The sequence below is a fragment of the Micromonospora rhizosphaerae genome (assembly GCF_900091465.1).
Lineage (GTDB): Bacteria > Actinomycetota > Actinomycetes > Mycobacteriales > Micromonosporaceae > Micromonospora > Micromonospora rhizosphaerae.
Window position 1 is genome coordinate 1,842,614 of sequence record NZ_FMHV01000002.1, and the last position, 23,043, is coordinate 1,865,656.

A 23,043-nucleotide genomic window follows, 5' to 3' on the forward strand; every position below is an offset into this window, starting at 1 on the left:
CACTGCTGACGGGCGGGTCCGCCCTGCGGCGCTACGGGATCCCGCTCCCGGGCGACGGGTGGGTTCACGTTCATCTGCCTCCGAACATCGCGCGCCCTCGGTTGCCAGGACTCGTGGTCCATCACGGTGTTCTGCCGGTGACGGCGCCCGTGATGCTGCGGGGAGTGCCTTGCGTCCCGCCGGCCCGGTGCGCAGTGGACTTGGCGCGAGCGGTCCGGCGACCGGATGCCCTGCCACTGCTCGACGCGGTGTTGCGGGCGGGGCTGGCACATCCGGACGACCTGCAGGCCGAGGTGTGCCGACATGGTGGGCTCAAGGGCGTCCGCCAGGCCAGGGAACTCGTCCGGCTCGCCGATGGCAGGGCTGAGTGCCGGCAGGAGAGCCAGCTGCGGTTGGTGCTCCTCGATGGTGGGCTACCTGCTCCCGAGCCTCAGATCTGGGTGTACGACTCAGAGGGAGTCGGCCGGTACCGGCTTGACCTGGGCTATCGGGCCAAAAGAATCGGCATCGAGTACGACGGCGTCTCCCACCTCGACCGGGATCGCCTACGGCACGATCGGGACCGGGCCAACTGGCTCGACGCCCAGGGCTGGACGATGCGCTACTTCACCGACCGCGACCTCTACCGCCGCCCCAGCCACGTAGTCGCCACCATCCGCGCCGCCCTAACTCCCTGACCTCATCCACCAGTGCCCCGCGATCTTGCAGTTTTGGCGGCCACATAAAGGAAGTACAACGCAAAAGGGCAACCCAAACTGCAAGATCGCGGACGGGGGTGAGGCGCGCCGATCTAGGCATTGACAAGTTTGCGGCCGCTCCGCTAACTTGACGATGACAAGATGAGGCTCGGGGAGGTCGAGATGGAACCGAAGATGGTCCGGCAGATGTGGCAGCTCATCGAGCCGGTGCACGCGCTGCTCTACTACGCGCCGGAGCTGACCGAGGAGGCGGCCGCGCTGGGCCTGCCGACCGACGAGCGGTGGCCGAGCTACTTCGCTTGGCGGTCCGCCCCGCTCGGCCCGGCCGGGCCGCAGCTGGTCACGGCCACCTACTACAGCTTCAGCCCCCGAATGGTCGCCGAGTACGTGCCGGCGATCTGGTCGACCGCCGATCCCGCCAAGGTCCTCGACGCGCGACTCTCCGGGGTGGACCGCGCGCTGCGCGCCCTGCTAGGTGACCGGGTCCATTCGCCGGAGCTGGCCGAGGCCGCCGCGCTGGCCCGCCGGGCCGCCGAGGCCGCCGACGTCGCCGGGCGTCCGCTGGCCGCCGCCAACGCCGACCTGCCCTGGCCGGACGCGCCGCACCTGGTGCTCTGGCAGGCCGCCACCGTGCTGCGCGAGCACCGCGGCGACGGGCACGTGGCCGCCCTGCTGACCGCCGGGCTCGACCCGACCGAGGCGCTGGTCTCCTTCGCCGCCGTCGGGGCCGCGCCGGTCGAGGTCTTCGCCAGCCGCCGCTGGACCGAGGAGGAGTGGGCCGCCGCGCGTGATCGGCTCGCCACCCGTGGCCTGGTCGACGCCGCCGGCGTGGCGACCCCCGAGGGTCACCGGCTGCGCGACGAGGTGGAGCGGCGTACGGACGAACTCGCCGCGGCACCGTGGCGGGCGCTCGGCCCGGCGGCCGGTCGGCTGGCCCAGCTGGTCGCGCCGGTCACCCGGGCGGTGGTCGCCTCCGGAATGCTGCCCACGCAGAGCACCCTGGGCATCCGCCGGTAGCGGTGACCGGGCTGGATCGTCGGTCAGCGTGACCTGGCGATCCAGGGTGGTGGGAGCGGTGGCGCCGGAGCGTGCCTGGCTGCCTACCGTGGGATGTGCCACTGAACGGACGGTGCTCCCGGTCCGTACCAGACGTCGGACCGAGATCGTCGGACGACTGGAGGCGCAGTGAAGGTACAGCGGAAGCACGTGCTGGCGGCGGGGGTGGCGGTGGTCGCCTCGGCGGTGGTGGCGGTCGGGACCGGGTTCGGCTTCGCCGACACCACACCCACCCGGCCGAGCGCCTGCCAGGGGTCCGTCACGTTCTCGGCGGAGGGCGGGGCGCCCGCGGCGACGAGCGACCGGTTCCCGGTGGGGACCCGGCTGCGGGTGACCAACCTGGACAACGGGAAGGCGGCGACCGTCACGGTGACCGGTCCGTCGGGCAGTTGCGTGCTGCTCAACGTGGCCGCAATGGAGTTGGTCAGGGAGTCGGGGAAGAACGTGATCCGGCGCAACCTGGTGGAACGTTTGGACGGCGGCGCGGCGCAGCCCGGTGGAGCGGCCCGGCCGGGCGGCGGAGCGCAGGCCGGCGGGCAGGCCCGGCCGGGCAACGCGCAGCAGCCGGGCGGCGCCCAGGCCGGCGGCGCCCAGGCCGGCGGCGCCCAGGCCGGCGGCGCCCAGGGCGGTGGGCAGTCGGGCGGCGCCCAGGGCGGCGGGCAGGCGGGCGGGGCGGCCGGGCGCAGCGTGTGTGCCGGGGCAATCACGTTCTCGGGCGAGGGTGGGGCGCCGGCCGCGACCAGCGACCGGTTTCCGGTGGGGACCCGGCTGCGGGTGACCAACCTGGACAACGGCAAGGCCGTGACGGTGACGGTGACCGGCCCCTCGGGCAGTTGTGTGCTGCTCAACGCCACGGCGATGGACCTCGTCCGCGAGCCGGGCAAGAACCTGATCCGCCGCAACGTGGTGGAGCTGCTCCGCTGAGCCGGAGGCGGGCGGGTGTCGCGCCGTGCGCCACACCCGCCCGCCATCCGGCGGCGCGGGGCATTGGGTGGAACACCATGTGTCTCCTGGCGCTGTGGCACCCATGTTGTTCCACCGAGGCGCGCCGGTCGCGGCGACGCGGCCTCGCGGTCGGAGCGTCGGGGGCGCGGACCCGCCCAGGCGGCGGGGTCAGGCGATGCGGCGGATGCGGCGGAAGGCGAGGTAGAGCAGGAGCGCGGCCAGGGCGACGAAGATGCCGGTCTCGATGCCCTGGAACAGCCAGAACCGATCCGCCGGCTGGTAGAGCTGCCAGTTGTAGGCGCCCGGTCCGACACCCAGCTCCGCGCCGCAGGCACCGCCGCCCGGCCCCTGAGCACCCGGCGGACACATGATCTGGGTGTCGGCCGCCACCATCTTCCCGTCGGCGGCGCGGACCCCGCTGGCGAGGATCCAGTCGCCCCGGCTCTCCCTCAGCAGCTCGGTCCCCTCGATGGGGAAGGTGAGCGTACGGGCGGGCTGGTAGTGCGGCCTGGCCAGGATCGCCACCGCCGCGCGTACGCCGATGAGCCCGACCAGGGTGACGGTCATGGCGGGCAACATCCGGCGCCAGAGCGTGCCGGCGAAGATGCCGAGCGCCACGGCGAAGAGGGTGTAGCCGATCGGGGCGACGCCCTGCAGGTCGAAGACGATGAAGCCGAGCCGGCCCTCGCGTGCGGCGTGGGTCAGCGGGCTGACCCACCACGACATGCCCAGCCCGTAGCAGACCGCTGCGGTCACGGTGACCGCGACGACCAGCCCGAGCTTCACCACGGCCCAGTGCGTCCGGCCGACGCTCTGGGTCCAGGCGAACCGGTGCGTGCCGTGCTCCACCTCCCGGGCGACCAGCGGGGCACCCCAGAACAGGCCGACGAGCATCGGCAGGACGAGCAGCAGGACGGCGACGAGGTTCAGGCTGCCGTACCGGTTGGTGAATCGGCGGAAGCCTGCCTCGCAGCCGTCAACGGTCGCCGGGGTCACGTCCGTGGCGGCCAGTTGGCGGACGCAGTCCGGCAGCCCGAGCTCGGTGAAGGTGTGCCGCATCGACAGGCCGATCGGGATCATCAGGGCGGCCAGGGCCGCGAACCCGATGAGGGTGAACAGAAGCTGCTTGCGGTGCTGCCGCCAGGCCAGCCAGATCACGCGGGCACCCCCCACTCGGTGTGACGCGACGTCGTGTCGCCGTCGGCCAGGTAGGCCAGGATGATGTCCTCCAGGCCGACCTCGCGGACGGACCAGGAGGGATCGTCGATCGCGCCGCCCGTACGGACCAGCAGCGTCGACTGACGGTCGGTGTGGCTTTCCCGGACCACGGCCTCGACTCCGCTGGGCGAACGGCCGCCGTTGCGGGGGCCCACGAGTTGCCGGTGCCCGGCCACGAGGTCGTCGACCGCGCCGACGAGCTGCACCCGAGCGGCGTGCAGCACCATCAGGTAGTCGCAGACCCGTTCCAGGTCGGCCAGCAGGTGCGAGGAGAGCAGCACCGTCGTCTCGGAATCGGCGACGCTGCCCATCAGCGACTGCAGGAACTCCCGACGGGCCAGCGGATCCAGGCTGGCGACCGGTTCGTCGAGCAGCAGCAGCCGGGGCCGTTTCGCCAGCGCGAGCGCCAGCGCGACCTGGGCGCGTTGGCCGCCGGAGAGCTTGCCGACCGGCAGGTTCGGTGGGATGCCGAGCTGGGCGAGCCGGTTGCGGGCCAGCGCGGCGTCCCAGCGCTTGTTCATCCGGCCGCAGAGGTGGACCAGTTCGGCGGCGGTGAAGTCGCGGTAGAGCGGGGTGTCCTGAGCGACGAATCCGATCTCCGGCAGGACCGCCGGATTGTCGTACGGCGACTGGCCGAAGACGCGCACCGCGCCGGCGTCCGGCCGGAGCAGGCCGACGGCGAGATGCAGGAGCGTGCTCTTGCCGGCGCCGTTGGGGCCGACGAGGGCGGCGATCCGCCCGGCGGGCAGGCGCAGCGAGCAGTCCCGCAGCGCCCAGGTTCTCCCGTACCGCTTGCCGAGCTGCTCGGCCTCCAACGCGATCTCCATCGGGTGTCCTCTCATCCTGCTGAGGCGGGCTCGGCGCGCGGCGTCTCGGCGGCCGGCGCGGCCCGCATGGTGGTCTCGACCAGGGCGGTGACGTCTTCGGGGGTGAGACCGGCGGCCCGGGCGCGGTGCAGCCAGGCCACCAGCTCCTCGCGCAGCTCGGCCTGATCGGCCAGGGACGAACCGGCGAGGGTGCGGCGGACGAAGGTGCCCACCCCGGGGCGCCCCTCCACCAGACCCTCGATCTCCAGCTCGCGGTACGCCTTCAGCACCGTGTTGGGGTTGATGGCCAGCGACTGCGCGACGTCGCGGACCTTGGGCAGCTGGTCGCCGGGCGCCAGCAGCCCCACCCGCAGGGCCTGCTTCACCTGCTGGATCAGCTGCACGTAGGTGTTCACCTTGGACCGGCCGTCCAGCACGAACTCGATCACCCAGGACCAACCCCTCTATTGTCCTACGACAGTAAGACTATGGGGCAGCATGGCGGGGCGGAGCCGTTCTGTCAACGACCTGGCGTGTCAGGGAAGGGCATACGGTCGAACGTGGAGCCGGCGGTGCTGGTCGCGGCGCTGTGGGCGGCGATCCGCCCCCGGCGACGGCGGTGAGTGGCACGCGATGGGTGTCACGGAGGACGGGAGACACCCATGGCGTTCCACCGGCCGGATTCCCCAGGCGGGTCGCACGAGGGTGGAACGGCGACGGGCGCCGCGCGGTGCCGGCGCGACGCCCGTCGGTCCGCTCGACTCAGCCGAAAGCGGCGTCCAGGATGTCCAGTCCGCGGGCCAGGTCGTCGTCGGAGATGACCAGCGGGGGCAGGAAGCGCAGCACGTTGCCGTACGTGCCGCAGGTGAGGGTGAGCAGGCCGGCGGCGTGGCAGGCCGCCGAGACCGCCGCGGTGGCGGCCGGGTCGGGGATGAGGGTGCCGGGCTGCACCAGCTCCACGGCGAGCATCGCACCGCGGCCGCGTACCTCGGCGACGCGCGGGTCGCGCTCGGCGATGGCACGCAGCCGGGCGCCCATCACCGACTCGATCCGCCGGGCCGCGGCGGCCAGGTCCAGCTCGTGCATGGTCTCGATGGCGGCCAGCGCGGCGGCGCAGGCGATCGGGTTGCCGCCGTAGGTGCCGCCGAGGCCGCCGACGTGCACCGCGTCCATCAGGTCCGCCCGCCCGGTCACCGCCGCGAGGGGCAGGCCACCGGCGATGCCCTTGGCCAGGGTGATCAGGTCGGGCTCGACGCCCTCGTGCTGGCAGGCGAACCAGTCGCCGGTCCGGCAGAACCCGGTCTGGATCTCGTCGGCGATGAAGACCACCCCGGCCGCCGTCGCCCACGTGCGCAGCGCCGGCAGGAACCCTTCTGCGGGTACGACGAAGCCGCCCTCGCCCTGGATCGGCTCGATCAGCAGCGCGGCGACGTTCTCCGCGCCGACCTGCTTCTCCACCATCTCGATGGCCCGCGCGGCGGCGTCCGCGCCGGACAGGCCGCCGTCGCGCAGCGGGTACGACATCGGCACCCGGTAGATCTCCCCGGCGAACGGTCCGAACCGGTGCTTGTACGGCATGTTCTTCGCCGTCAACGCCATGGTCAGGTTGGTCCGACCGTGGTACGCGTGGTCGAAGACCACCACCGCCGGCCGCCCGGTGGCGTGCCGGGCGATCTTCACGGCGTTCTCCACCGCCTCGGCGCCGGAGTTGAACAGCGCCGAGCGCTTCTCGAAGTTCCCCGGGGTCAGCGCGTTGAGCTGCTCGCAGACCGCCACGTACGACTCGTAGGGGGCGACCATGAAGCAGGTGTGGGTGAAGCGCTCGACCTGCGCCTTCACCGCCTCGACGACCCGCGGGGCGGAGTTGCCGACGTTGGTCACCGCGATGCCGGCGGCGAAGTCGATCCACTCCCGGCCGTCGACGTCGGTGATGGTGCCGCCGCCGGCCCGATCCACGTAGGACGGGATGACACTGCCGACGCCCCGGGCGACCGCCGCCCCGCGCCGCTTGTGCAGTTCCTCAGACGATGCCATGAACTGTGCCTTCTTTCGTTCGCGACTGCGGGGCTCGCAAACCCGGCTCACTCCTCGCGCTTCACTAGGCCTCGATGTTGTGCATGACGTGCTTGATCCGGGTGTAGTCCTCCAGGCTGTAGACCGAGAGGTCCTTGCCGTGCCCGGAGTGCTTGAAGCCGCCGTGCGGCATCTCCGAGATGAACGGGATGTGGGTGTTCACCCAGACGCAGCCGAAGTCGAGCCGGCGGGTCATGCGCATCGCCAGGCCGTGGTCCTTGGTCCAGACCGAGGCCGACAGGCCGTACTCGACGCCGTTGGCCCAGCGCACCGCCTCGTCCTCGTCCGAGAAGCGCTGCACGGTGATGACCGGCCCGAACACCTCGTCCTGGATGATCTCGTCGGCCTGCTGCACGCCGGAGACCACCGTCGGGGAGTAGAAGTAGCCGCGCTCGCCGACCTGCGAGCCGCCGGTCTCGACCTTCGCGTGGTCCGGCAGGCGGTCCAGGAAGCCGCGCACCCGGGCGAGCTGGTTGGCGTTGTTCAGCGGGCCGTAGAGCACGTCCTCGTCGTCCGGCGCGCCGGTCTTGGTGTTGCGGGCCTGGTCGGCGAGGGCGGCCACGAAGTCGTCGTAGATGCCGGGGCCGGCGAGCACGCGGGTGGCGGCGGTGCAGTCCTGGCCGGCGTTGAAGTAGCCGCCGATCGCGATCGCCTCGGCCGCCGCGGCGATGTCCGCGTCGTCGAAGAGCACCACCGGGGCCTTGCCGCCCAGCTCCAGGTGGGTCCGCTTGAGGTCCGGCGCGGCGGCCGCGGCGACCTCCATGCCCGCGCGGGTCGAGCCCGTGATCGACACCAGCTGCGGGGTCGGGTGGGAGACGAGGGCGCGACCGGTGTCCCGGTTGCCGCAGACCACGTTGAACACGCCCGGCGGGAAGAATTCGGAGGCGATCTCGGCCAGCAGCAGCGTCGACACCGGGGTGGTGTCGGAGGGCTTGAGCACCACGGTGTTGCCGGCGGCCAGGGCCGGGGCGATCTTCCAGACCGCCATCATCAGCGGGTAGTTCCAGGGCGTCACCTGGGCGCAGACGCCGATCGGCTCCCGCCGCACGTACGAGGTGTGGCCGGCCATGTACTCGCCGGCCGAGCGGCCCTCGAGGAGGCGGGCGGCGCCGGCGAAGAAGCGGAACTGGTCGACGGCCGGCGGCAGCTCCTCGTCGGCGGTGAGCTGGCGGGGCTTGCCGGTGTTGCGTACCTCGGCGTCGACCAGCTCGGCGGCCCGGGCCTCGACCGCGTCGGCCAGCTTGAGCAGGGCCTTCTGCCGTTCGGCGGGGGTGGTGTCCCGCCAGGTCTCGAAGGCGCTGGCGGCGGCCTTCATCGCCGCGTCCACGTCCGCCGCGCCGGAGACCGGTGCCTGGGCGAAGACCGCGCCGGTACACGGGTCGATCAGGTCGGCGTAGCCGCCGTCCACCGGGTCGACGTACTCGCCGTTGACGAAGTTGCGCAGCTGCTGCTGGTCGCTCATCAGAAGTCTCCGAGGGATGGCCGGGGGTGAGGTCAGCGGAGGTTATCGCAATCTGACTGCCATCTTGGCTACTGAATTCGCGGCAGACAAGGCCTTGAGCAACTGTTTCCGCGCGGGCGGACGTCGTCTACGCTGCCGAGGTGTGGAGCCGACCGAATTCTTCGTCGCCGGCCGCCCCGCACACGGCGAGGGCGAGCTGACCGTCACCCACCCGTACGACGGCCGGACGGTGGGGCGTACCACCTTTGCCACGGCCGACCAGGTCGAGGCCGCCGTCGCGGCAGCGGCCGGGGTGGCCGCGGAGGCCGCGGCCCTGCCCGCGCACGTCCGGGCGGCGGCCCTGGACCACGTCTCCCGGCGGCTCGGCGAGCGGGCCGAGGAGGTCGCCCAGCTCATCACGGCCGAGAACGGCAAGCCGATCAAGTGGGCGCGGGCCGAGGTGGGTCGGGCGGTGTCCACGTTCCGGTGGGCGGCCGAGGAGGCGCGACGGTTTTCCGGCGAGCTGCAGCGCCTCGACACCGACCCGGCCGCGACCGGGCGGATCGCGCTGGTCCGGCGGGTGCCGAGGGGGCCGGTGCTGGGCATCGCGCCGTTCAACTTCCCGCTCAACCTGGTCGCCCACAAGGTGGCCCCGGCCATCGCGGTCGGCGCGCCGATCGTCGTGAAGCCGGCCCCGGCCACCCCGCTGTCCGCGCTGCTGCTCGGCGAGATCCTGGCCGAGACCGAGCTGCCGGAGGGGATGTTCTCGGTGCTGCCGCTGCCCAACGAGCGCGCCGCCGAACTGGTCGCCGACCCGCGGCTGCCGGTGGTGTCGTTCACCGGCTCCGGGCCGGTCGGCGCGGCCATCCGCCGGTCCGTGCCGGAAAAGCACGTGACGCTGGAGCTGGGCGGCAATGCGGCGGCGGTGATCTGCGAGGACTGGATCTCCGACGAGGACCTGACCTTCGCCGCACACCGGATCGCGACCTTCGCCAACTACCAGGCCGGGCAGTCCTGCATCGCGGTGCAGCGGGTGTACGTGCACGAGTGGGTGTATGACGGCTTCCTGCCCCGCCTGATCGCGTCGGTCGAGGCGCTCAGGACGGGTGACCCCTTCGACTCGCATGTGGATGTCGGGCCGCTGGTGTCGGAGGAGGCGGCGCTCCGGGTGGAGGAGTGGGTGGACGAGGCGGTGACCGCCGGGGCCAACCTGCACGTCGGCGGCCGGCGCGAGGGTGCCACCTACCCGCCGACCGTCCTGAGCGGCGTGCCGAAGGACGCCAAGGTCTGCACCGAGGAGGTCTTCGGGCCGGTGCTGGTGGTCGGCCCGGTGGAGAGCGACGACGCCGCGTTCGCCGAGGTCAACGATTCGGCGTACGGGTTGCAGGCTGGGGTGTTCACGCACAGCCTGCAGACGGCCTTCTCGGCGGCGCGGACCCTTGAGGTCGGCGGGATCATCGTCGGGGACGTGCCGTCGTACCGCGCCGACCAGATGCCGTACGGCGGGGTGAAGGGGAGTGGCGTCGGGCGGGAAGGGCTGCGCAGCGCGATGGAGGACTACACCGAACCGCGGGTGTTGGTGCTGACCGGGGTGACGCTCTAAGCCCTCCCCTGGCACGCTTGGTGTCCCGGAAGGCTGTCCCGCTGGCCGAGCTGGTGTCGTTCTACCAGGACGCGGCACGACAGCTCGGCTCCCCCTAGCGGCGCAAAATCTTCCTCTCACCTCAACGTCCCGATAGACGCAAGAAACGAAGGGAGTTACGATACCTTCGTTCAGACTACCGGCTCCAAACGTTCCGCAAGGAGAGGCAATGGCCGCGGCTGTGCTGAGGGAAGAGACCTACCTGCCGGATGGTCGGGAGCAGCTCGCCCGGGTGTACGACTTCGTGAGAGCTCACGAGGAGGCCGGACTCGGACCGTTGAAGCCACGTTATTTCCTGTCCGGAGCCGAGCCAGGAGACCAAGTTGAGCTTCCGGCTGAGCTGTACGCGGCGCTTCGACAGGTGGTCGAAGCGCTGCAACGAGGCCTTGCGGTGACTGTGGCACCCCGTACCCTGACGCTCACGACCCAACAGGCCGCCGATCTGCTCGGGGTCAGTCGGCCGACCGTGGTCAAGCTCCTCGACGAAGGCAAGATCCCATTCGAACGCGTGGGGACTCACCGCCGGGTACTGCTACCGGACCTGCTTGCGTACCGGGAACAGCGCCGCGCCGACCAGTACGCCGCGCTTGAGGCGACATCCGTCAGCGTCGACGACGAAGAGGACCTCGATGCGATGCTGCAACAGCTCCGCGACGCGCGTCGAGCGATCGGGCGCCGTCGCAGGGGCCTGACAGAATGACGCGGTGTTCACAGCCCTCCTCGACACATGTGTCCTGTGGCCCAGTCTTCAGCGTGATTTCCTTCTCTCGCTTGCGGTCGAAGGCATGTACCGACCTGTGTGGAGTTCGGTCGTCCTCGATGAGCTGGAGTACGAGGAAAGGGCGAAGTGGATCAGGCGGGGCGTGGACGAGGTCGAGGCGGTCCGGCGAGCCTCGCACCTCATTGAGCAGATGCGGCGCAGCTTCGACGACGCGGAGATCAAGGGCTGGGAAGGGCTGGAAGGCACGTACGGCTGCGGTCGCCGCTCTCAGGGCGCGATCCGGCAGGACAGGTCCCGTCCGGACCGAAGGGGAAGTCCTGAAAACTCTCGCTCACCGCTACGGGATGACCTCCGTAGCCGAGGCGATGGGCCAGGCGCCAGCGACGCATCACGAGTGAAGCGGCCTACCGCGGGTCTCCTGATCAAAGCCCATCGCCCGGTGCCGGCACCCTGAGCGGCCACGGTAAGCCGGGCACTATGACGATGGATCACAGCAGCTGATGCGCCGTGCCCGCGTTCGATCGAAGCGATCAAGCCACCCGCTTCGATCGACGGGAGGGCTGGCGGCGCCGGTGGGACAGGTCGGTGTGGTGATGCCGGCCGGGATGGCTGTCAGGGTCGGTGTGAACGGTAGCGCTGGTCAGCCGGGGCACGGCGTGGGTGAGTTGATGCTCGGCGTCGGCCGCGATCTCGTGTGCGGCGATGACGGTGAGGTTGGCGTCCACGACGAGTTCGGCTTCGGCGTGCAGTCGGTGGCCGATCCAGCGGAGCCGGACCGATGCCACGTCTTGGACGCCTTCGACGGCACGTAGGGCGGTTTCGGCCTGGTCGACGATGGCGGGGTCGACGGCGTCCATGAGGCGTCGGTAGACCTCGCGGGCGGCGTCTTTGAGGACGAAGGTAATGGCGGCGGCGATGACCAGGCCGATGACCGGGTCGGCCCACCGCCAGCCGAGGGCTGCGCCGCCGGCGGCGGCGAGGACGGCGAGGGAGGTGTAACCGTCGGTGCGGGCGTGCAGGCCGTCGGCGATCAGTGCCGCGGAGCCGATGCGTCGGCCGACGCGGATGCGGTACTGGGCGACGAGCTCGTTGCCGAGGAATCCGACCAGGCCGGCGGCTGCCACCCACGGCACGTGGGTCACCTCTGCGGGATGCAGCAGCCGAGTGATGGCGGTCCAGGCGGCGGCGACGGCGGACGCGGCGATGACGACGACGATGATGATGCCGGCGAGGTCTTCGGCGCGGCCGTAGCCGTAGGTGTAGGCGCGGGTGGCGGCCCGCCGGCCGAGGAGGAACGCGATCCCGAGCGGTACGGCGGTCAGGGCGTCGGCGACGTTGTGCAGAGTGTCGCCGAGCAGGGCGACCGAGCCGGAGAGCACGACGATGATCGCTTGGGCGAGGGCGGTGATCCCGAGGCCGACCAGCGAGATCCACAGGGCGCGTAGCCCTTCGCGGGAGGTCTCCAGCGCGGGGTCGATCTTGGTCTGGGAGTCGTGCGAGTGTGGGACGACAGCGTGACTCAGCCGGTGCCACAAGCTCGCCAGCCAGCCGCGGTGGTGGTGGTCGTGTTCGTGTTCGTGGTGATCGTGCGAGTGGTCCTGGCCGTGGTCATGGCTGTGACCGTGCTCGTGATCGTGGCTCTTCACCGCTCCCCCAGCCTTCCCGGCCGCACGGACGGTCCGTTTACCCCGGCTACCGGCGATAATATGTGCTCATGTACGCACGCGACAACGTTGCAGATGCCAGTGACCTGCAACAACGCCTTCCTGGCGGGCCGGAGGTGGAGGCGGCGACGGAGATGCTGCGGATGTTGGCCGACGGGACGCGGCTGCGGCTGATGTATCTACTCAGCGAAGGCGAGCACGACGTGACCGCGCTGGTGGCGGCGGTGGGCATGGCCCGGCCGGCGGTGTCTCAGCACCTTGGCAAGCTCCGGCTGGCCGGGCTGGTGAGCGTACGACGTGAGGGCCGCCGCGCCCTCTATCGCGCCAAGGGCGGGCATGTGCGCCGGCTGGTGACCGAGGTGATGCACGCGGCGTCGCACCGGGTGACCGGCAGGCCGGAGCACGACTGAGCTACTCGATGGGCTTGGAGCGCGGGTCGGCGAACCAGTCCCGGGTGAACTGGCGGACCGCGTCGATGTCGACGGTGTCGCAGGCGACCGTCCGGTAGGCGTGCACGGCCTTGACCGCCTCGCTCTGACCGGGAGCGGGGCCGCCGACGACCCGGCCCGAGACGTAGTCGGTGACGAAGGCGCGCACCTGGGCAACCTGCTCGGCGGTCAGGTCCGGCCGGTAGTTGACGATGACGTACCCGTCACCGATGACGTGCCCGAACGAGGTCGCGGGCACCGCCTCGCCCGGCTCGAAGAAGTCCTTGGCCGAGATCCTCGACCCCACGAGCAGCTAGTGCTTGGGCAGTGGGTCCGCGACGTAGACGCCCTTGCCCTGGCGACCGTCGATCAACTGCTCAGCCTTCAGCACGAGCATGGCTGACCTGATGACGGTGCTGCTGGCGCCGTAGTGCTCGCACAGGGCGCTGAAAGACGGCAACTTGTCGCCCGGCTTCAACTTCCCGGAGCTGATCTGCTCGCGGATGTCTCGGGCGACCTGAAGGTACGCAGGTTCGGACACAGGTGGTGCTCCCAGCTTGGCGGCTGGGACCAAGGAGACCACACGAGGCGGCTCACCTACAACGCAATGTACTTAATGTTGATGCGGCGCACTATGTGCACTATGTTGCTCGTGGGGCTCCTGAGCTTGGCGGCCAGACGCCCCGCCGTGGGTGTCTGACCTGGAAACCCCCGTCCCGGGCGGGCACCCGCGGCACCGTCCCGACTCGGCGGGAGGTGGCATGCGGCGCGTCTCGTACGAGGAGTACCTGCTCGCGGTCGCGCTGACCCTGGCGCGGCGACATCGGCCGGTCTGGTGCTGGCGGCGGTGGCGGCGCGTCTGCCGCTGCGGCGAGGAACTGCCCTGCCGAGCGCGGCATTCGGTCCCGATCAATCGTGGCCATTGGTCGGGGGAGGAGCAGTGAACGACGAGTCGGTGCGGGCGATCCTCGCGGCCCACGTTCGGGCCATCGACGGCACGTGCGTCGGGTGCAGGCTGTGGTGGTCGCGGCTGTCGCCGTACCCCTGCTGGCAGGTCCTTTGGGCGACCAGCCGGCAGGCGCGAGCGATCACCGCGCGGTTTCTCGGCGGCCTCCGGTGACCGCCCATGCGCCGGTGCCGCCGCTGTGGAACTGCGCCGGCTGCGGCGTCGGATGGCCCTGCCCGACGCGGCGGCGCGAGCTGCGGGCTGAGTTCGAGGATGCGCCCGTCTCGCTGGCCCTCTACATGAGTTCCCACTTTGTGCGGGCCGCCGAGGACCTGGTCGGCGTGCCGGCCGGGCAGTTGCATCAGCGCTTCGTCGGGTGGGTGCGGGGCGACGAGCAGGTCCACCAGCACACGGAGCGCCACCTGGCCGGCGAGCGGCCACGGTTCCGGCGGCGGCGGATCTGAGCAGGCAGATTAGCCGGCGGGGCAGTGGCAGCCGGGTTCTCGGGACCTGTGCGAGACTCCCGTCATGATCGAGGAGGCCGACCGCGTCCCGGCACGACGCCGGCTATGGCACTGGGCCGTCGCAGCGGCTCTGGCACTCACGCCCGGCGCGATCAGCGCCGTCCTCATCAGTGGCGGACAAGCTGCGACCGGCACAGGTCCGGGCCCGCTCGCTGGCCCGAGGTTTGTCGTGTCCGGAGCCGTGGTGATCGCCGACACCAGTGGCGAGTCGTTCAGCCGCGACGGGCGCGGCGGCTGCGCCGGCGGGGGTGACTACGCCAACATCCGCGACGGTGCGCCGGTCGTCATCTACGTTGATGATCGAGACTCCGCCGTCGGTCAGCTGACCGACGGACGGTTCCTTACCGACGGGACGTGCCGGTTCTGGTTTGCCGTCAGGGAGGTACCGGCCGGGCATGACCGCTACCGCCTACAGGTCTCCGAGCAGGACGGTGGGGAGTACTCCGAGGCAGACCTCAAAGCCGGGTTGGTGACCATCCGCCTCGGTGGCCAGAGCACGTTCTACCGGCCACCGAGCCCGGCGTAATTGCGTTGCGGGGCGGGTGAGGGGTGGACGAGGGTCCCGGCATGGCTGACGCGCGTACGACCGCAGACACCGACGACCAGCCCGCCCGCCAGTTCGGCTGGTCCGACATGTTCGTCCACCCCGACGAGGACCCGCGCTCAACTGAGAGCTACGACGACGAACGCAGCATGCTGATCGGCTACCTGCGCGACTATCGCCTGACGCTGGAGATGAAGTGCTCCGGGCTGGGGCCCGAGGAGCTGGCCCGCCGCTCGGTGCCGCCGTCGACCATGTCGCTGCTCGGGCTGGTACGCCACCTGGCCGAGGTGGAGCGCAACTGGTTCCGCCGGGTGATGGCCGGACAGGACGCGCCGAGGATCTACGCCACCGAGGAGGACTCGGACGGGGACTTCAACGGTGCGGCGGCCGATCCGGAGGTGGTCGCCGAGGCGTGGCACACCTGGCGGTCCGAGGTGAAGTTCGCGGAGCAGTTGGTGGCCGAATCGCCCGACCTCGGGGTCCGGGGGCGTATGCGTGACGGCGGGACCATCTCGCTGCGCGAGGTGCTGCTGCACATGGTCGAGGAGTACGCCCGGCACTGCGGCCACGCCGACCTCCTGCGCGAGCGGATCGACGGCCGGGTAGGTCAGTAGTTGTCGATGACCATGAAATTGTTGTCGCAACACTCCGGACCAGCCGACAATAACTTCATGATCAACGGGCGGAGCCCGGGGAGTGTGGCGGAGGCGCTGCGCATACAGGATGAGTTGCGGCCGTTGGTGGACCTGGTGGGGCCGGGGCCGACGGCGCCCGCGACGGCGGCCGGCCTCGATGTCGCGTACGCGGAGAGCGGTGACCGGCTGGCGGCGGCCGTCACCGTGCTGGACGCGACGACCCTCGCCGTGGTCGACGAAGCCGTCAGCGTCGGTCGGCCCGCCTTCGCGTACGTGCCCGGGCTCTTCGCCTTCCGCGAGCTGCCCGCGCTGCTGGACGCCCTGGATCGGCTGACCGTCCGGCCCGACCTGCTGGTCTGCGACGGGCACGGGCTGGCCCATCCGCGCCGGTTCGGGCTGGCCTGTCACCTTGGCGTGGTCACCGGCCTGCCGTCGATCGGGGTGGGCAAGACGCCGCTGGTCGGCCAGTGGGACGAGCCGGGCCCGCGGCGGGGTGCGTCGACGCCGTTGCGGGACGGCGGCGAGGTGGTCGGTCGGGTGCTGCGTACCCGGGACGGGGTGAAGCCGGTCTTCGTCAGCGTGGGCCATCGGATGAGCCTGGACAACGCCGTCGACCGGGTGCTCGCGCTGACGCCGCGCTACCGGCTGCCGGAGACCACGCGGACCGCCGACCGGCTCTGCCGGGCCGCCTTGGCGGCCCGGCCGCGCTGACACACCCCCGACCGCCCTCGCCGCCAGCCAGCACCGGGCTGCGGGGGGCCGCGGGAGCGAGCGCGGCGCGCGGTTGATCCACACCAGGTGCGCGACGTGGCGGTGTCCGGGCGCCGGGACACCTACATACGCTGTACGGAGTGGATCAAGCCGCACAGGCGGAGCCCACCCGCCGGGTGGCGCTGCACACATGGGGAGCGCTCAATGAGCGGGAGTCACCCTGGCCCGGTAGTAACCTACCCGCGGACCCCGGCGGGGAAGAAACGGTGAGGTGGACATGTCGGTTCGGCGGCACGCGGCACGGCTGGCCATGGTCGGCGCGATGCTGGGCGGCCTGGTGGCCGTCGGAGCGTCTCCGGCGCTGGCCGACGACGACCGGGTGGAGGTGCATGCGGCGAGCAGCTTCACGGCCGGCGGATCGCCCGGCACGGTGGCGATCGAGGTGCGCAAGCGCACCGACGGCTGCGTGCTGCTGCGGACCGGGCTGGGCCTGCGGCTCGACGGCCTCCAGGCCAACCAGGTCCAGGCGCAGGTCAACGCCGGCGGCCGGTGGTGGCCGGTCGGGGTCTCCGGTGACAGCGGCACCGTGAGTACCGCTTACACCTCGCCGGCCAACCCCACCCTCTGCAAGGGCAAGGGCATCACGGTCCGTTACCGAATCGCCTTTCTGGCCGGCGCACCCGACGGTCGGTTGACGGTCGTGGGCGAGGCGGTCACCGCTCGCGGCCGGCTGCTCGGCCGGGCCGCCGACACGTCCCGGGTGGTCGGCGGGGCGAAGGCGCCCTCGCCGACGCCGACGAAGAAGCCATCGCCGACGCCGAGCGCCGTGGTGACCGAGCCGGCGAGCGCCGACGCATCCGCCGTGGGCGCCGCGCTCCCGGCCACCGGGCAGCGCGCCGCCGAAGAGTCCTCTGGAGGTTCCCCGATCATGTTCTTCGGCATCGCGCTGGTGCTGGTCGGCATCGCCCTGATCGTCCTGCTGGTCCGCAACAACCGCGCGGACAAGGTCGACGACAGCGCCGCCGGTTACCCGGAGGTACCGCTGGCGAGCAATCCCGGCGGCACCACCTACCGCTCCGGCACGCCGACCCTGTACGGGCAGCAGCCGCCCACCCCCGGCGTCTACGGGAGTACGCCCACCCCCGGCGTCTACGGGGGGACGCCGACGTCCGGCCCGACCGGCAACGTCTACGGTGGCCCGGCCGGCGGCGAGCCCCCGGCGCCGGCCGGCGGCGGAGACACCACGGTCATGCCCCGCCTGCCCGGCTGAGCCGGGACGGAGCAAGCCGCTCCGTTAGGCTCAGGTGCGGTGACGGCCCGTGGTGGAGACGTGACGGCCGCCGGGCCGGGATGCGTCATAAGGTGTCCGACCGGGTTCGCCGATAAGATCGCGTGCGCCGGTCGGCACCGCCGACGGTGAGACCGCATACGTGGAAGGAGCCGCGCCGTGGCCCTGGACCCGCAATTGCTCGAGATCCTCGCCTGTCCGGACACACACCACGCCCCGCTCGACTACGACGCGCAGTCGCAGACGCTGACCTGCACCGAGTGCGGTCGGATCTTCGAGGTCCGCGACGACGTGCCGGTGCTCCTGCTGGATGAGGCGCGCGGCGGGCCCGCGGCGGAGAACCCGCGCGGCGGCTCCGCGTCGCAGCGGTGATGGAGGGTACGGCCGGGGTCAGCGGGCACCGGTACGCCGACGAGTCGTTCCTGGACAACCCGGACGCGCTCAACGAGCAGGACCCGGGCGGCATGCTCCGGTTCACCGCATCGGCGGGCGCCCAGGTGCGCGAGTCGGCGGCCCTGGCGGCCGAGGCCAACCTGAGCATCCTCGCCGACGAGGGGCGTCCGCGGGCGGTCGTCATCGCCGGCATCGGCACCGCGGGGCGTACCGGTGACATCCTCGCCACCGTCGCCGGGCCGCGTTGCCCGGTGCCGGTCATCCCGCACCGCAGCGCCGGCGTACCCGGCTGGGTCGGTGCGGCGGACGTGGTGATCGCGGTGAGCGCCTCCGGTCGCAGCCCCGAGGCGCTCGGCGCCGCTGAGGCGGCGCACCGCCGTGGCGCCCGGCTGGTCGCCGTCGGCGCCCCGGATTCGCAGCTCCAGTCGGTGGCCGAGCGGGCCCGGGCGCCGTTCATCCCGGTGCCGCGGCGCGCCCCGGCGCGGGCGAGTCTCTGGGCGCTTACCGTGCCCGTGCTGCTCGCCGCCCGTACGCTCGGGCTGGTGAAGGTGAACGAGGCGGACCTGGCCGAGACCGCGGCCCGGCTGGACGCGGACGCCGACCGGTGCCGCCCGACCGCCGAGTCCTTCGTCAACCCAGCCAAGTCGCTGGCCCTGGGCTTGGCCGGCTCGATCCCGATCGTCTGGGGCTCGTCCCCGCTCGCCACCGTGGCCGCGCGGCGGTTCGGTGACACCCTGTCTGCCAACGCCCGCTACCCGGTGGTCGCCGGGGCGCTCGGCGAGGCCGGCCGGGGTCGCGTCGGCCTGCTGGACGGCGTCTTCGGCGGGCTGGCCGAGGGGGAGCGGGACATCTTCGCCGACCCGGACGAGACCGACGGCGGCGCCACCCGGCTGCGGCTGGTTCTGCTTCGCGACGGCGGGCTCAACGCCGAGGACGACACCGACGAGCCGCTGGTGGTCGAGGAGCGCCGGGCGGAGGCCGTGCAGACCCTCGCCGAGCGGCGCGGGGTGCGCTGCGACGTGGTCACCGCCGAGGGGGGTTCTGCGCTGGAACGGCTCGCCTCGCTGATCGCCGTGCCAGACTTCGCCTCGATCTACCTCGCACTCGCGCACGGACTGGACCCCATGGCGGTTCCGGCCATCACGGAAATGAAGGAGCTGGCAAACCAGTGAGCGCTAATGGGGGGACGAAGGCGGTCATCGCCGCCCTGCTGGCGAACCTCGGCATCGCCGTCACCAAGTTCATCGCGTTCGCGCTGACGAACTCGTCGTCGATGTTGGCGGAGGCGATCCACTCGGTCGCCGACTCCGGCAACCAGGGGCTGCTGCTGCTCGGTGGCCGGCGGGCCAAGCGGGCGGCCACCCCGCAGCACCCCTTCGGCTACGGCCGCGAGCGCTACATCTACGCGTTCATCGTCTCCATCGTGCTGTTCAGCGTCGGTGGTCTCTTCGCGCTGTACGAGGCGTACCACAAGTGGGCCGAGCCACACCCCATCGAGAACTGGCAGTGGGTGCCGGTCGCCGTGCTGGTGATCGCGATCGTCATGGAGGCGTTCTCCTTCCGGACCGCCGTCAGGGAGTCCAACCACACCCGGGGCAAGCAGTCCTGGGTGCACTTCGTCCGCCGGGCCAAGGCTCCGGAGCTGCCGGTGGTGCTGCTGGAGGACCTCGGCGCCCTGGTTGGTCTGGTCTTCGCGCTCTTCGGCGTCGGCATGACGCTGATCACCCACGACGGCAGGTGGGACGCGGTCGGCACCGCGGCGATCGGCGTGCTGCTGGTCACCATCGCGATCATCCTCGCCATCGAGACCAAGAGCCTGCTGCTCGGTGAGGGCGCGGAGGCGCACGAGGTCGCGGCGATCGAGAAGGCGATGACCGAGGGCCCCGAGGTCGAGCGGATCATCCACATGAAGACGCTCTACCTGGGGCCGGACGAGCTGATGGTCGCGGCGAAGATCGCGGTGCCGCCGTGCGACTACGCGGAGGAGGTGGCCCGGGGAATCAACGCCGTCGAGGCCCGAGTCCGCACCGCCGTGCCGCACGCCCGGGTCATCTACCTGGAGCCGGACATCTACAGCGCCGCCGCCGACCAGGCGGGCACCGGGAGCGCCGCTCACACCGCCGTGCCCGAGTCGGAGACCGAGCCGGGCCAGATCGCCGGGCGGCCCGGGAGCTGACCGTGGAGCTCTTGCAGGGTCGGATCCGCGACTACGCCTGGGGCTCCCGGTCGGCGATCGCCGAGCTCCAGGGGCGTCCGGTGCCGAGCGACGGGCCGGAGGCGGAGCTGTGGCTGGGCGCCCACCCGGGCGCCCCGGCCACGGTCGACCGGGACGGCACCCCGGTCAGCCTGACCGACCTGCTGGTCGCCGAGCCGGCGCACTGGCTGGGCGAACGGCTGGTCGGCCGGTTCGGTACCCGGCTGCCGTTCCTGCTCAAGGTGCTCGCCGCCGACGCCCCGCTGAGCCTGCAGGCCCATCCGGACCCGGAGCAGGCCCGGGCCGGGTACGCCGCCGACGCCGAACGCGTCAACTATGTCGACCCGTACCACAAGCCGGAACTGCTGGTCGCGCTCTCGCCGTTCGAGGCACTCTGCGGGTTCCGCGACCCGGCGGCGTCGGCCGCGGCGCTCGCCGCGTTCGGCGTACCCGCCCTGGAACCGGTGGTGGCCGCGCTGCGCGCCGGGCCGACGGGGCTGCGGGAGGCCGTACGCCTGCTGCTGAGCTGGCCCGCGACGGAGCGCGCCGGGCTGGTGGCGGAGATGCTGGCGGCGGAGGTCGCCGGCCCGGACGCCCTGCTGGCCCGTGGGCTGGCCGTCCACTACCCGGCCGACCCCGGGGTGCTGGTGGCGCTGCTGCTCAACCACGTACAGCTGGAACGGGGCGAGGCGATCTGGATGCCGGCCGGCAACCTGCACGCCTACCTGCGGGGCACCGGCGTGGAAATCATGGCGGCCAGCGACAACGTGCTGCGCGGCGGACTGACCCCCAAGCGGGTCGACGTGGAGGAACTGCTGCGGGTGCTGCGCTTCGAGGTGCTCCACGAGCCGGTCGTCGCGCCGGTCCCGGTGGCGCCGGGCGTGGTGACCTGGCCGGTGCCGGTGGACGACTTCGCGCTGCACGAGGTGACGGTGGAGGCGGGGACCGCCGCCGTGCGGCTCGCGCTGCCCGGTCCCCGGGTGGTGCTCTGTTGCGCCGGCAAGCTCGCCATCGACGACGGCGTGGGCACGGTCACCCTCGGGCCGGGACAGGCGGCCGTCGGCACCGCCTCCGGTGGGGCGCTGGTGATCGGTGGCGAGGGCGAGGCGTACGTCGCCACCTGCGGCCGCTGAGCTGCGGGACCGGTTCGCAGCGCAAGTCCGACTTTCCCGAAATGACTTGACGCCACCCTCGCTCAGTGTGACTCTATGGGTACGCAGCGTTGTCGCGACGAAGGTCCGAGAGCGCGCGGGGAACCAAACCGGGGGGATGCACGGGGCGGCCGGCTGCTGGACGGAAAGTCCGTTCACGACCGACCGCCCCGTGCGCTGTCCGCCGACCGGGCCGTGCTCCGTCAGCCCGCGAGCGTAAGGTGGAAGGCTGCGCAGCACATCGTTCGACAGGAGCTTCCATGACCAGCACCCTCCCGGCTGCCCCCAGCGGCGCGCCGTCCGAGGCCCGGCCGAGCACCCTCGCTGAGGGCGACTACAAGGTGGCGGATCTGTCGCTCGCCGAGTTCGGGCGCAAGGAGATCCGGCTCGCCGAGCACGAGATGCCCGGCCTGATGGCACTCCGGCGCGAGTTCGCCGACGCGCAGCCGCTCGCCGGTGCCCGGATCACCGGCTCGCTGCACATGACCATCCAGACCGCCGTCCTGATCGAGACCCTGGTCGCGCTCGGCGCGCAGGTCCGCTGGGCGTCCTGCAACATCTTCTCCACCCAGGACCACGCGGCCGCCGCGATCGTCGTCGGCCCCAACGGCACCCCCGAGGCGCCGGCCGGCGTCCCGGTGTACGCCTGGAAGGGCGAGAGCCTGGAGGAGTACTGGTGGTGCACCGAGCAGGTGTTGACCTGGCCGGACGGCCAGGGCCCCAACATGATCCTCGACGACGGCGGTGACGCCACCCTGCTCGTCCACAAGGGCGTCGAGTTCGAGAAGGCCGGGGTCGTCCCGCCGGTCGAGTCCGCCGACTCCGAGGAGTACGCGGTCATCCTCAAGCTGCTGCACCGCTCGCTCGCCGAGGACGGCCAGCGCTGGACCCGGATCGGCGCCGGTATCAAGGGCGTGACCGAGGAGACCACCACCGGTGTGCACCGGCTCTACGAGATGCACCGCGCCGGCACCCTGCTCTTCCCGGCCATCAACGTCAACGACTCGGTGACCAAGAGCAAGTTCGACAACAAGTACGGCACTCGCCACTCGCTGATCGACGGCATCAACCGGGCCACCGACGTGCTGATCGGCGGCAAGATGGCCGTCGTGCTCGGCTACGGCGACGTGGGCAAGGGCTGCGCCGAGTCGCTGCGCGGCCAGGGCGCCCGGGTCGTGGTGACCGAGGTCGACCCGATCTGCGCGCTGCAGGCGGCGATGGACGGCTACCAGGTGTCCACCCTCGACGACGTGGTCGAGCAGGCGGACATCTTCGTCACCGCCACCGGCTGCTTCAGCGTCATCACCAACGAGCACATGGCCCGGATGAAGCACCAGGCCATCGTCGGCAACATCGGGCACTTCGACAACGAGATCGACATGGCCGGCCTGGCCAAGCGCCCGGACGTCACCCGGGAGAACATCAAGCCGCAGGTCGACCTCTGGAAGTTCGACGACGGCCACGCCGTCATCGTGCTCTCCGAGGGGCGTCTGCTGAACCTGGGCAACGCCACCGGGCACCCGAGCTTCGTGATGTCGAACTCGTTCTCCAACCAGACCATCGCCCAGATCGAGCTCTTCACCAAGACCGAGGAGTACCCGGTCGGCGTCTACGTGCTCCCCAAGCACCTGGACGAGAAGGTCGCCCGGCTGCACCTGGACGCCCTCGGCGCCAAGCTGAGCACCCTCACCAAGGACCAGGCCGCCTACCTGGGCGTGCCGCAGGAGGGTCCGTTCAAGCCCGAGCACTACCGCTACTGATCGACACCCCGGAACCGGGTCGGCCGCCCCCGCGGCCGGCCCGGTTCCGCCTTCGCGGGCCGGCCGACCCGCTTTGCTCTGCTGCAGCAGACGCAACACTGGGAGCGCTTCGGTGTTGCCTGGACTGCAGCAGAGCAAAGGGGCTGAAGCAGGCGGGTCAGGGCGCGCTCCGCAGGCAAGCGGCGGTGAGGCGAGGCGGACCGTG

The 23,043-nt window shown here is 71.6% G+C and carries 24 protein-coding genes and 1 pseudogene; 17 read left to right on the forward strand and 8 right to left on the reverse strand.

The features are described 5' to 3' along the window. Positions 1-194 precede the first annotated feature (194 nt). From GA0070624_RS35615 to GA0070624_RS35620, 3 genes are all read left to right on the forward strand, one after another. Positions 195-677: a DUF559 domain-containing protein gene (locus GA0070624_RS35615; protein ID WP_245718710.1), complete on the forward strand. Its 483-nt coding sequence runs from the start codon at positions 195-197 to the stop codon at positions 675-677. A gap of 162 nt (positions 678-839) precedes the next feature. Further along, a complete protein-coding gene (locus GA0070624_RS08955) occupies positions 840-1,715 on the forward strand; it encodes an SCO6745 family protein (protein ID WP_245718711.1) in 876 nt (291 codons plus the stop codon). Between the two features lie 168 nt (positions 1,716-1,883). Next, positions 1,884-2,678, forward strand: coding sequence for an RlpA-like double-psi beta-barrel domain-containing protein (locus GA0070624_RS35620; RefSeq protein ID WP_091338856.1), 795 nt, complete (start codon positions 1,884-1,886; stop codon positions 2,676-2,678). A 189-nt stretch (positions 2,679-2,867) separates the two neighbouring features. Here GA0070624_RS35620 and GA0070624_RS08965 read toward each other — a convergent pair whose 3' ends face one another. From GA0070624_RS08965 to GA0070624_RS08985, 5 genes are all read right to left on the reverse strand, one after another. After that, complete coding sequence (locus GA0070624_RS08965; RefSeq protein ID WP_091348427.1) at positions 2,868-3,857, reverse strand: transporter; 990 nt, start codon at positions 3,855-3,857, stop codon at positions 2,868-2,870. Beyond that, positions 3,854-4,744 carry an ABC transporter ATP-binding protein gene (locus GA0070624_RS08970; protein ID WP_091338859.1) on the reverse strand — a complete coding sequence of 297 codons (891 nt, stop codon included), beginning with the start codon at positions 4,742-4,744 and terminating at the stop codon, positions 3,854-3,856. The genes GA0070624_RS08965 and GA0070624_RS08970 overlap by 4 nt, the downstream gene beginning before the upstream one ends. 11 nt (positions 4,745-4,755) lie before the next feature. Next, positions 4,756-5,172: a GntR family transcriptional regulator gene (locus GA0070624_RS08975; protein WP_091338862.1), complete on the reverse strand. Its 417-nt coding sequence runs from the start codon at positions 5,170-5,172 to the stop codon at positions 4,756-4,758. Positions 5,173-5,485: 313 nt separating this feature from the next. Beyond that, complete coding sequence (gabT, locus tag GA0070624_RS08980; protein ID WP_091338865.1) at positions 5,486-6,757, reverse strand: 4-aminobutyrate--2-oxoglutarate transaminase; 1,272 nt, start codon at positions 6,755-6,757, stop codon at positions 5,486-5,488. 64 nt (positions 6,758-6,821) lie between these two features. Continuing rightward, on the reverse strand, positions 6,822-8,258 hold the full coding sequence (locus GA0070624_RS08985; RefSeq protein WP_091338868.1) for a gamma-aminobutyraldehyde dehydrogenase: 1,437 nt from the start codon (positions 8,256-8,258) through the stop codon (positions 6,822-6,824). Between the two features lie 142 nt (positions 8,259-8,400). Between GA0070624_RS08985 and GA0070624_RS08990 the strand changes: the two genes are divergently transcribed. Beyond that, positions 8,401-9,840 carry an aldehyde dehydrogenase family protein gene (locus GA0070624_RS08990; protein ID WP_091338870.1) on the forward strand — a complete coding sequence of 480 codons (1,440 nt, stop codon included), beginning with the start codon at positions 8,401-8,403 and terminating at the stop codon, positions 9,838-9,840. 208 nt (positions 9,841-10,048) lie between these two features. After that, the gene (locus tag GA0070624_RS08995) at positions 10,049-10,579 is read left to right on the forward strand and encodes a helix-turn-helix domain-containing protein (protein WP_091338873.1); all 531 of its coding nucleotides are present in this window, start codon (positions 10,049-10,051) and stop codon (positions 10,577-10,579) included. A gap of 551 nt (positions 10,580-11,130) precedes the next feature. On the opposite strand, the gene GA0070624_RS09005 is transcribed toward GA0070624_RS08995, so the two are convergent. Next, positions 11,131-12,246, reverse strand: a complete 1,116-nt coding sequence (locus tag GA0070624_RS09005) for a cation diffusion facilitator family transporter (protein ID WP_091338876.1) — start codon at positions 12,244-12,246, stop codon at positions 11,131-11,133. 68 nt (positions 12,247-12,314) lie between these two features. Between GA0070624_RS09005 and GA0070624_RS09010 the strand changes: the two genes are divergently transcribed. Beyond that, the gene (locus GA0070624_RS09010) at positions 12,315-12,674 is read left to right on the forward strand and encodes an ArsR/SmtB family transcription factor (protein WP_091338878.1); all 360 of its coding nucleotides are present in this window, start codon (positions 12,315-12,317) and stop codon (positions 12,672-12,674) included. Position 12,675: 1 nt separating this feature from the next. Here GA0070624_RS09010 and GA0070624_RS09015 read toward each other — a convergent pair whose 3' ends face one another. Both GA0070624_RS09015 and GA0070624_RS09020 read right to left on the reverse strand, forming a co-directional pair. Then, positions 12,676-12,999 (reverse strand): DUF3105 domain-containing protein, encoded by a 324-nt coding sequence (locus GA0070624_RS09015; protein WP_176731632.1) that lies wholly within the window; start codon positions 12,997-12,999, stop codon positions 12,676-12,678. Between the two features lie 6 nt (positions 13,000-13,005). Further along, positions 13,006-13,233: a winged helix-turn-helix domain-containing protein gene (locus tag GA0070624_RS09020; protein WP_091338885.1), complete on the reverse strand. Its 228-nt coding sequence runs from the start codon at positions 13,231-13,233 to the stop codon at positions 13,006-13,008. A 222-nt stretch (positions 13,234-13,455) separates the two neighbouring features. On the opposite strand from GA0070624_RS09020, the pseudogene GA0070624_RS35625 reads away from it, so the two are divergent. The 11 genes and pseudogenes from GA0070624_RS35625 to ahcY form a co-directional block, all read left to right on the forward strand. Further along, positions 13,456-13,812 (forward strand): annotated as a pseudogene (locus tag GA0070624_RS35625) (hypothetical protein); the annotation flags it as partial. Then, complete coding sequence (locus GA0070624_RS09030) at positions 13,809-14,102, forward strand: hypothetical protein (protein WP_245718712.1); 294 nt, start codon at positions 13,809-13,811, stop codon at positions 14,100-14,102. The pseudogene GA0070624_RS35625 and the gene GA0070624_RS09030, both read left to right, overlap by 4 nt. Before the next feature lie 229 nt (positions 14,103-14,331). Next, positions 14,332-14,688 carry a hypothetical protein gene (locus GA0070624_RS09035; RefSeq protein WP_091338888.1) on the forward strand — a complete coding sequence of 119 codons (357 nt, stop codon included), beginning with the start codon at positions 14,332-14,334 and terminating at the stop codon, positions 14,686-14,688. A gap of 41 nt (positions 14,689-14,729) precedes the next feature. Further along, positions 14,730-15,320: a DinB family protein gene (locus GA0070624_RS09040; RefSeq protein ID WP_218105126.1), complete on the forward strand. Its 591-nt coding sequence runs from the start codon at positions 14,730-14,732 to the stop codon at positions 15,318-15,320. Between the two features lie 57 nt (positions 15,321-15,377). Then, a complete protein-coding gene (gene nfi / locus GA0070624_RS09045; protein WP_091338891.1) occupies positions 15,378-16,052 on the forward strand; it encodes a deoxyribonuclease V in 675 nt (224 codons plus the stop codon). 277 nt (positions 16,053-16,329) lie between these two features. Beyond that, entirely contained in the window at positions 16,330-17,322 is a 993-nt protein-coding gene (locus GA0070624_RS09050) for a hypothetical protein (RefSeq protein ID WP_091338895.1), read from the forward strand. 177 nt (positions 17,323-17,499) lie between these two features. Beyond that, positions 17,500-17,712, forward strand: a complete 213-nt coding sequence (locus GA0070624_RS09055; protein ID WP_091338899.1) for a Trm112 family protein — start codon at positions 17,500-17,502, stop codon at positions 17,710-17,712. Beyond that, the gene (locus GA0070624_RS09060) at positions 17,709-18,905 is read left to right on the forward strand and encodes an SIS domain-containing protein (protein ID WP_091338903.1); all 1,197 of its coding nucleotides are present in this window, start codon (positions 17,709-17,711) and stop codon (positions 18,903-18,905) included. The genes GA0070624_RS09055 and GA0070624_RS09060 overlap by 4 nt, the downstream gene beginning before the upstream one ends. After that, positions 18,902-19,909, forward strand: coding sequence for a cation diffusion facilitator family transporter (locus GA0070624_RS09065; protein ID WP_091338906.1), 1,008 nt, complete (start codon positions 18,902-18,904; stop codon positions 19,907-19,909). Before GA0070624_RS09060 ends, GA0070624_RS09065 begins: the two co-directional genes overlap by 4 nt. 2 nt (positions 19,910-19,911) lie before the next feature. Continuing rightward, positions 19,912-21,060, forward strand: coding sequence for a mannose-6-phosphate isomerase, class I (gene manA, locus GA0070624_RS09070; protein ID WP_091338909.1), 1,149 nt, complete (start codon positions 19,912-19,914; stop codon positions 21,058-21,060). Between the two features lie 278 nt (positions 21,061-21,338). Continuing rightward, positions 21,339-22,838 (forward strand): adenosylhomocysteinase, encoded by a 1,500-nt coding sequence (gene ahcY, locus GA0070624_RS09075; protein ID WP_091338912.1) that lies wholly within the window; start codon positions 21,339-21,341, stop codon positions 22,836-22,838. Positions 22,839-23,043: the final 205 nt, after the last annotated feature.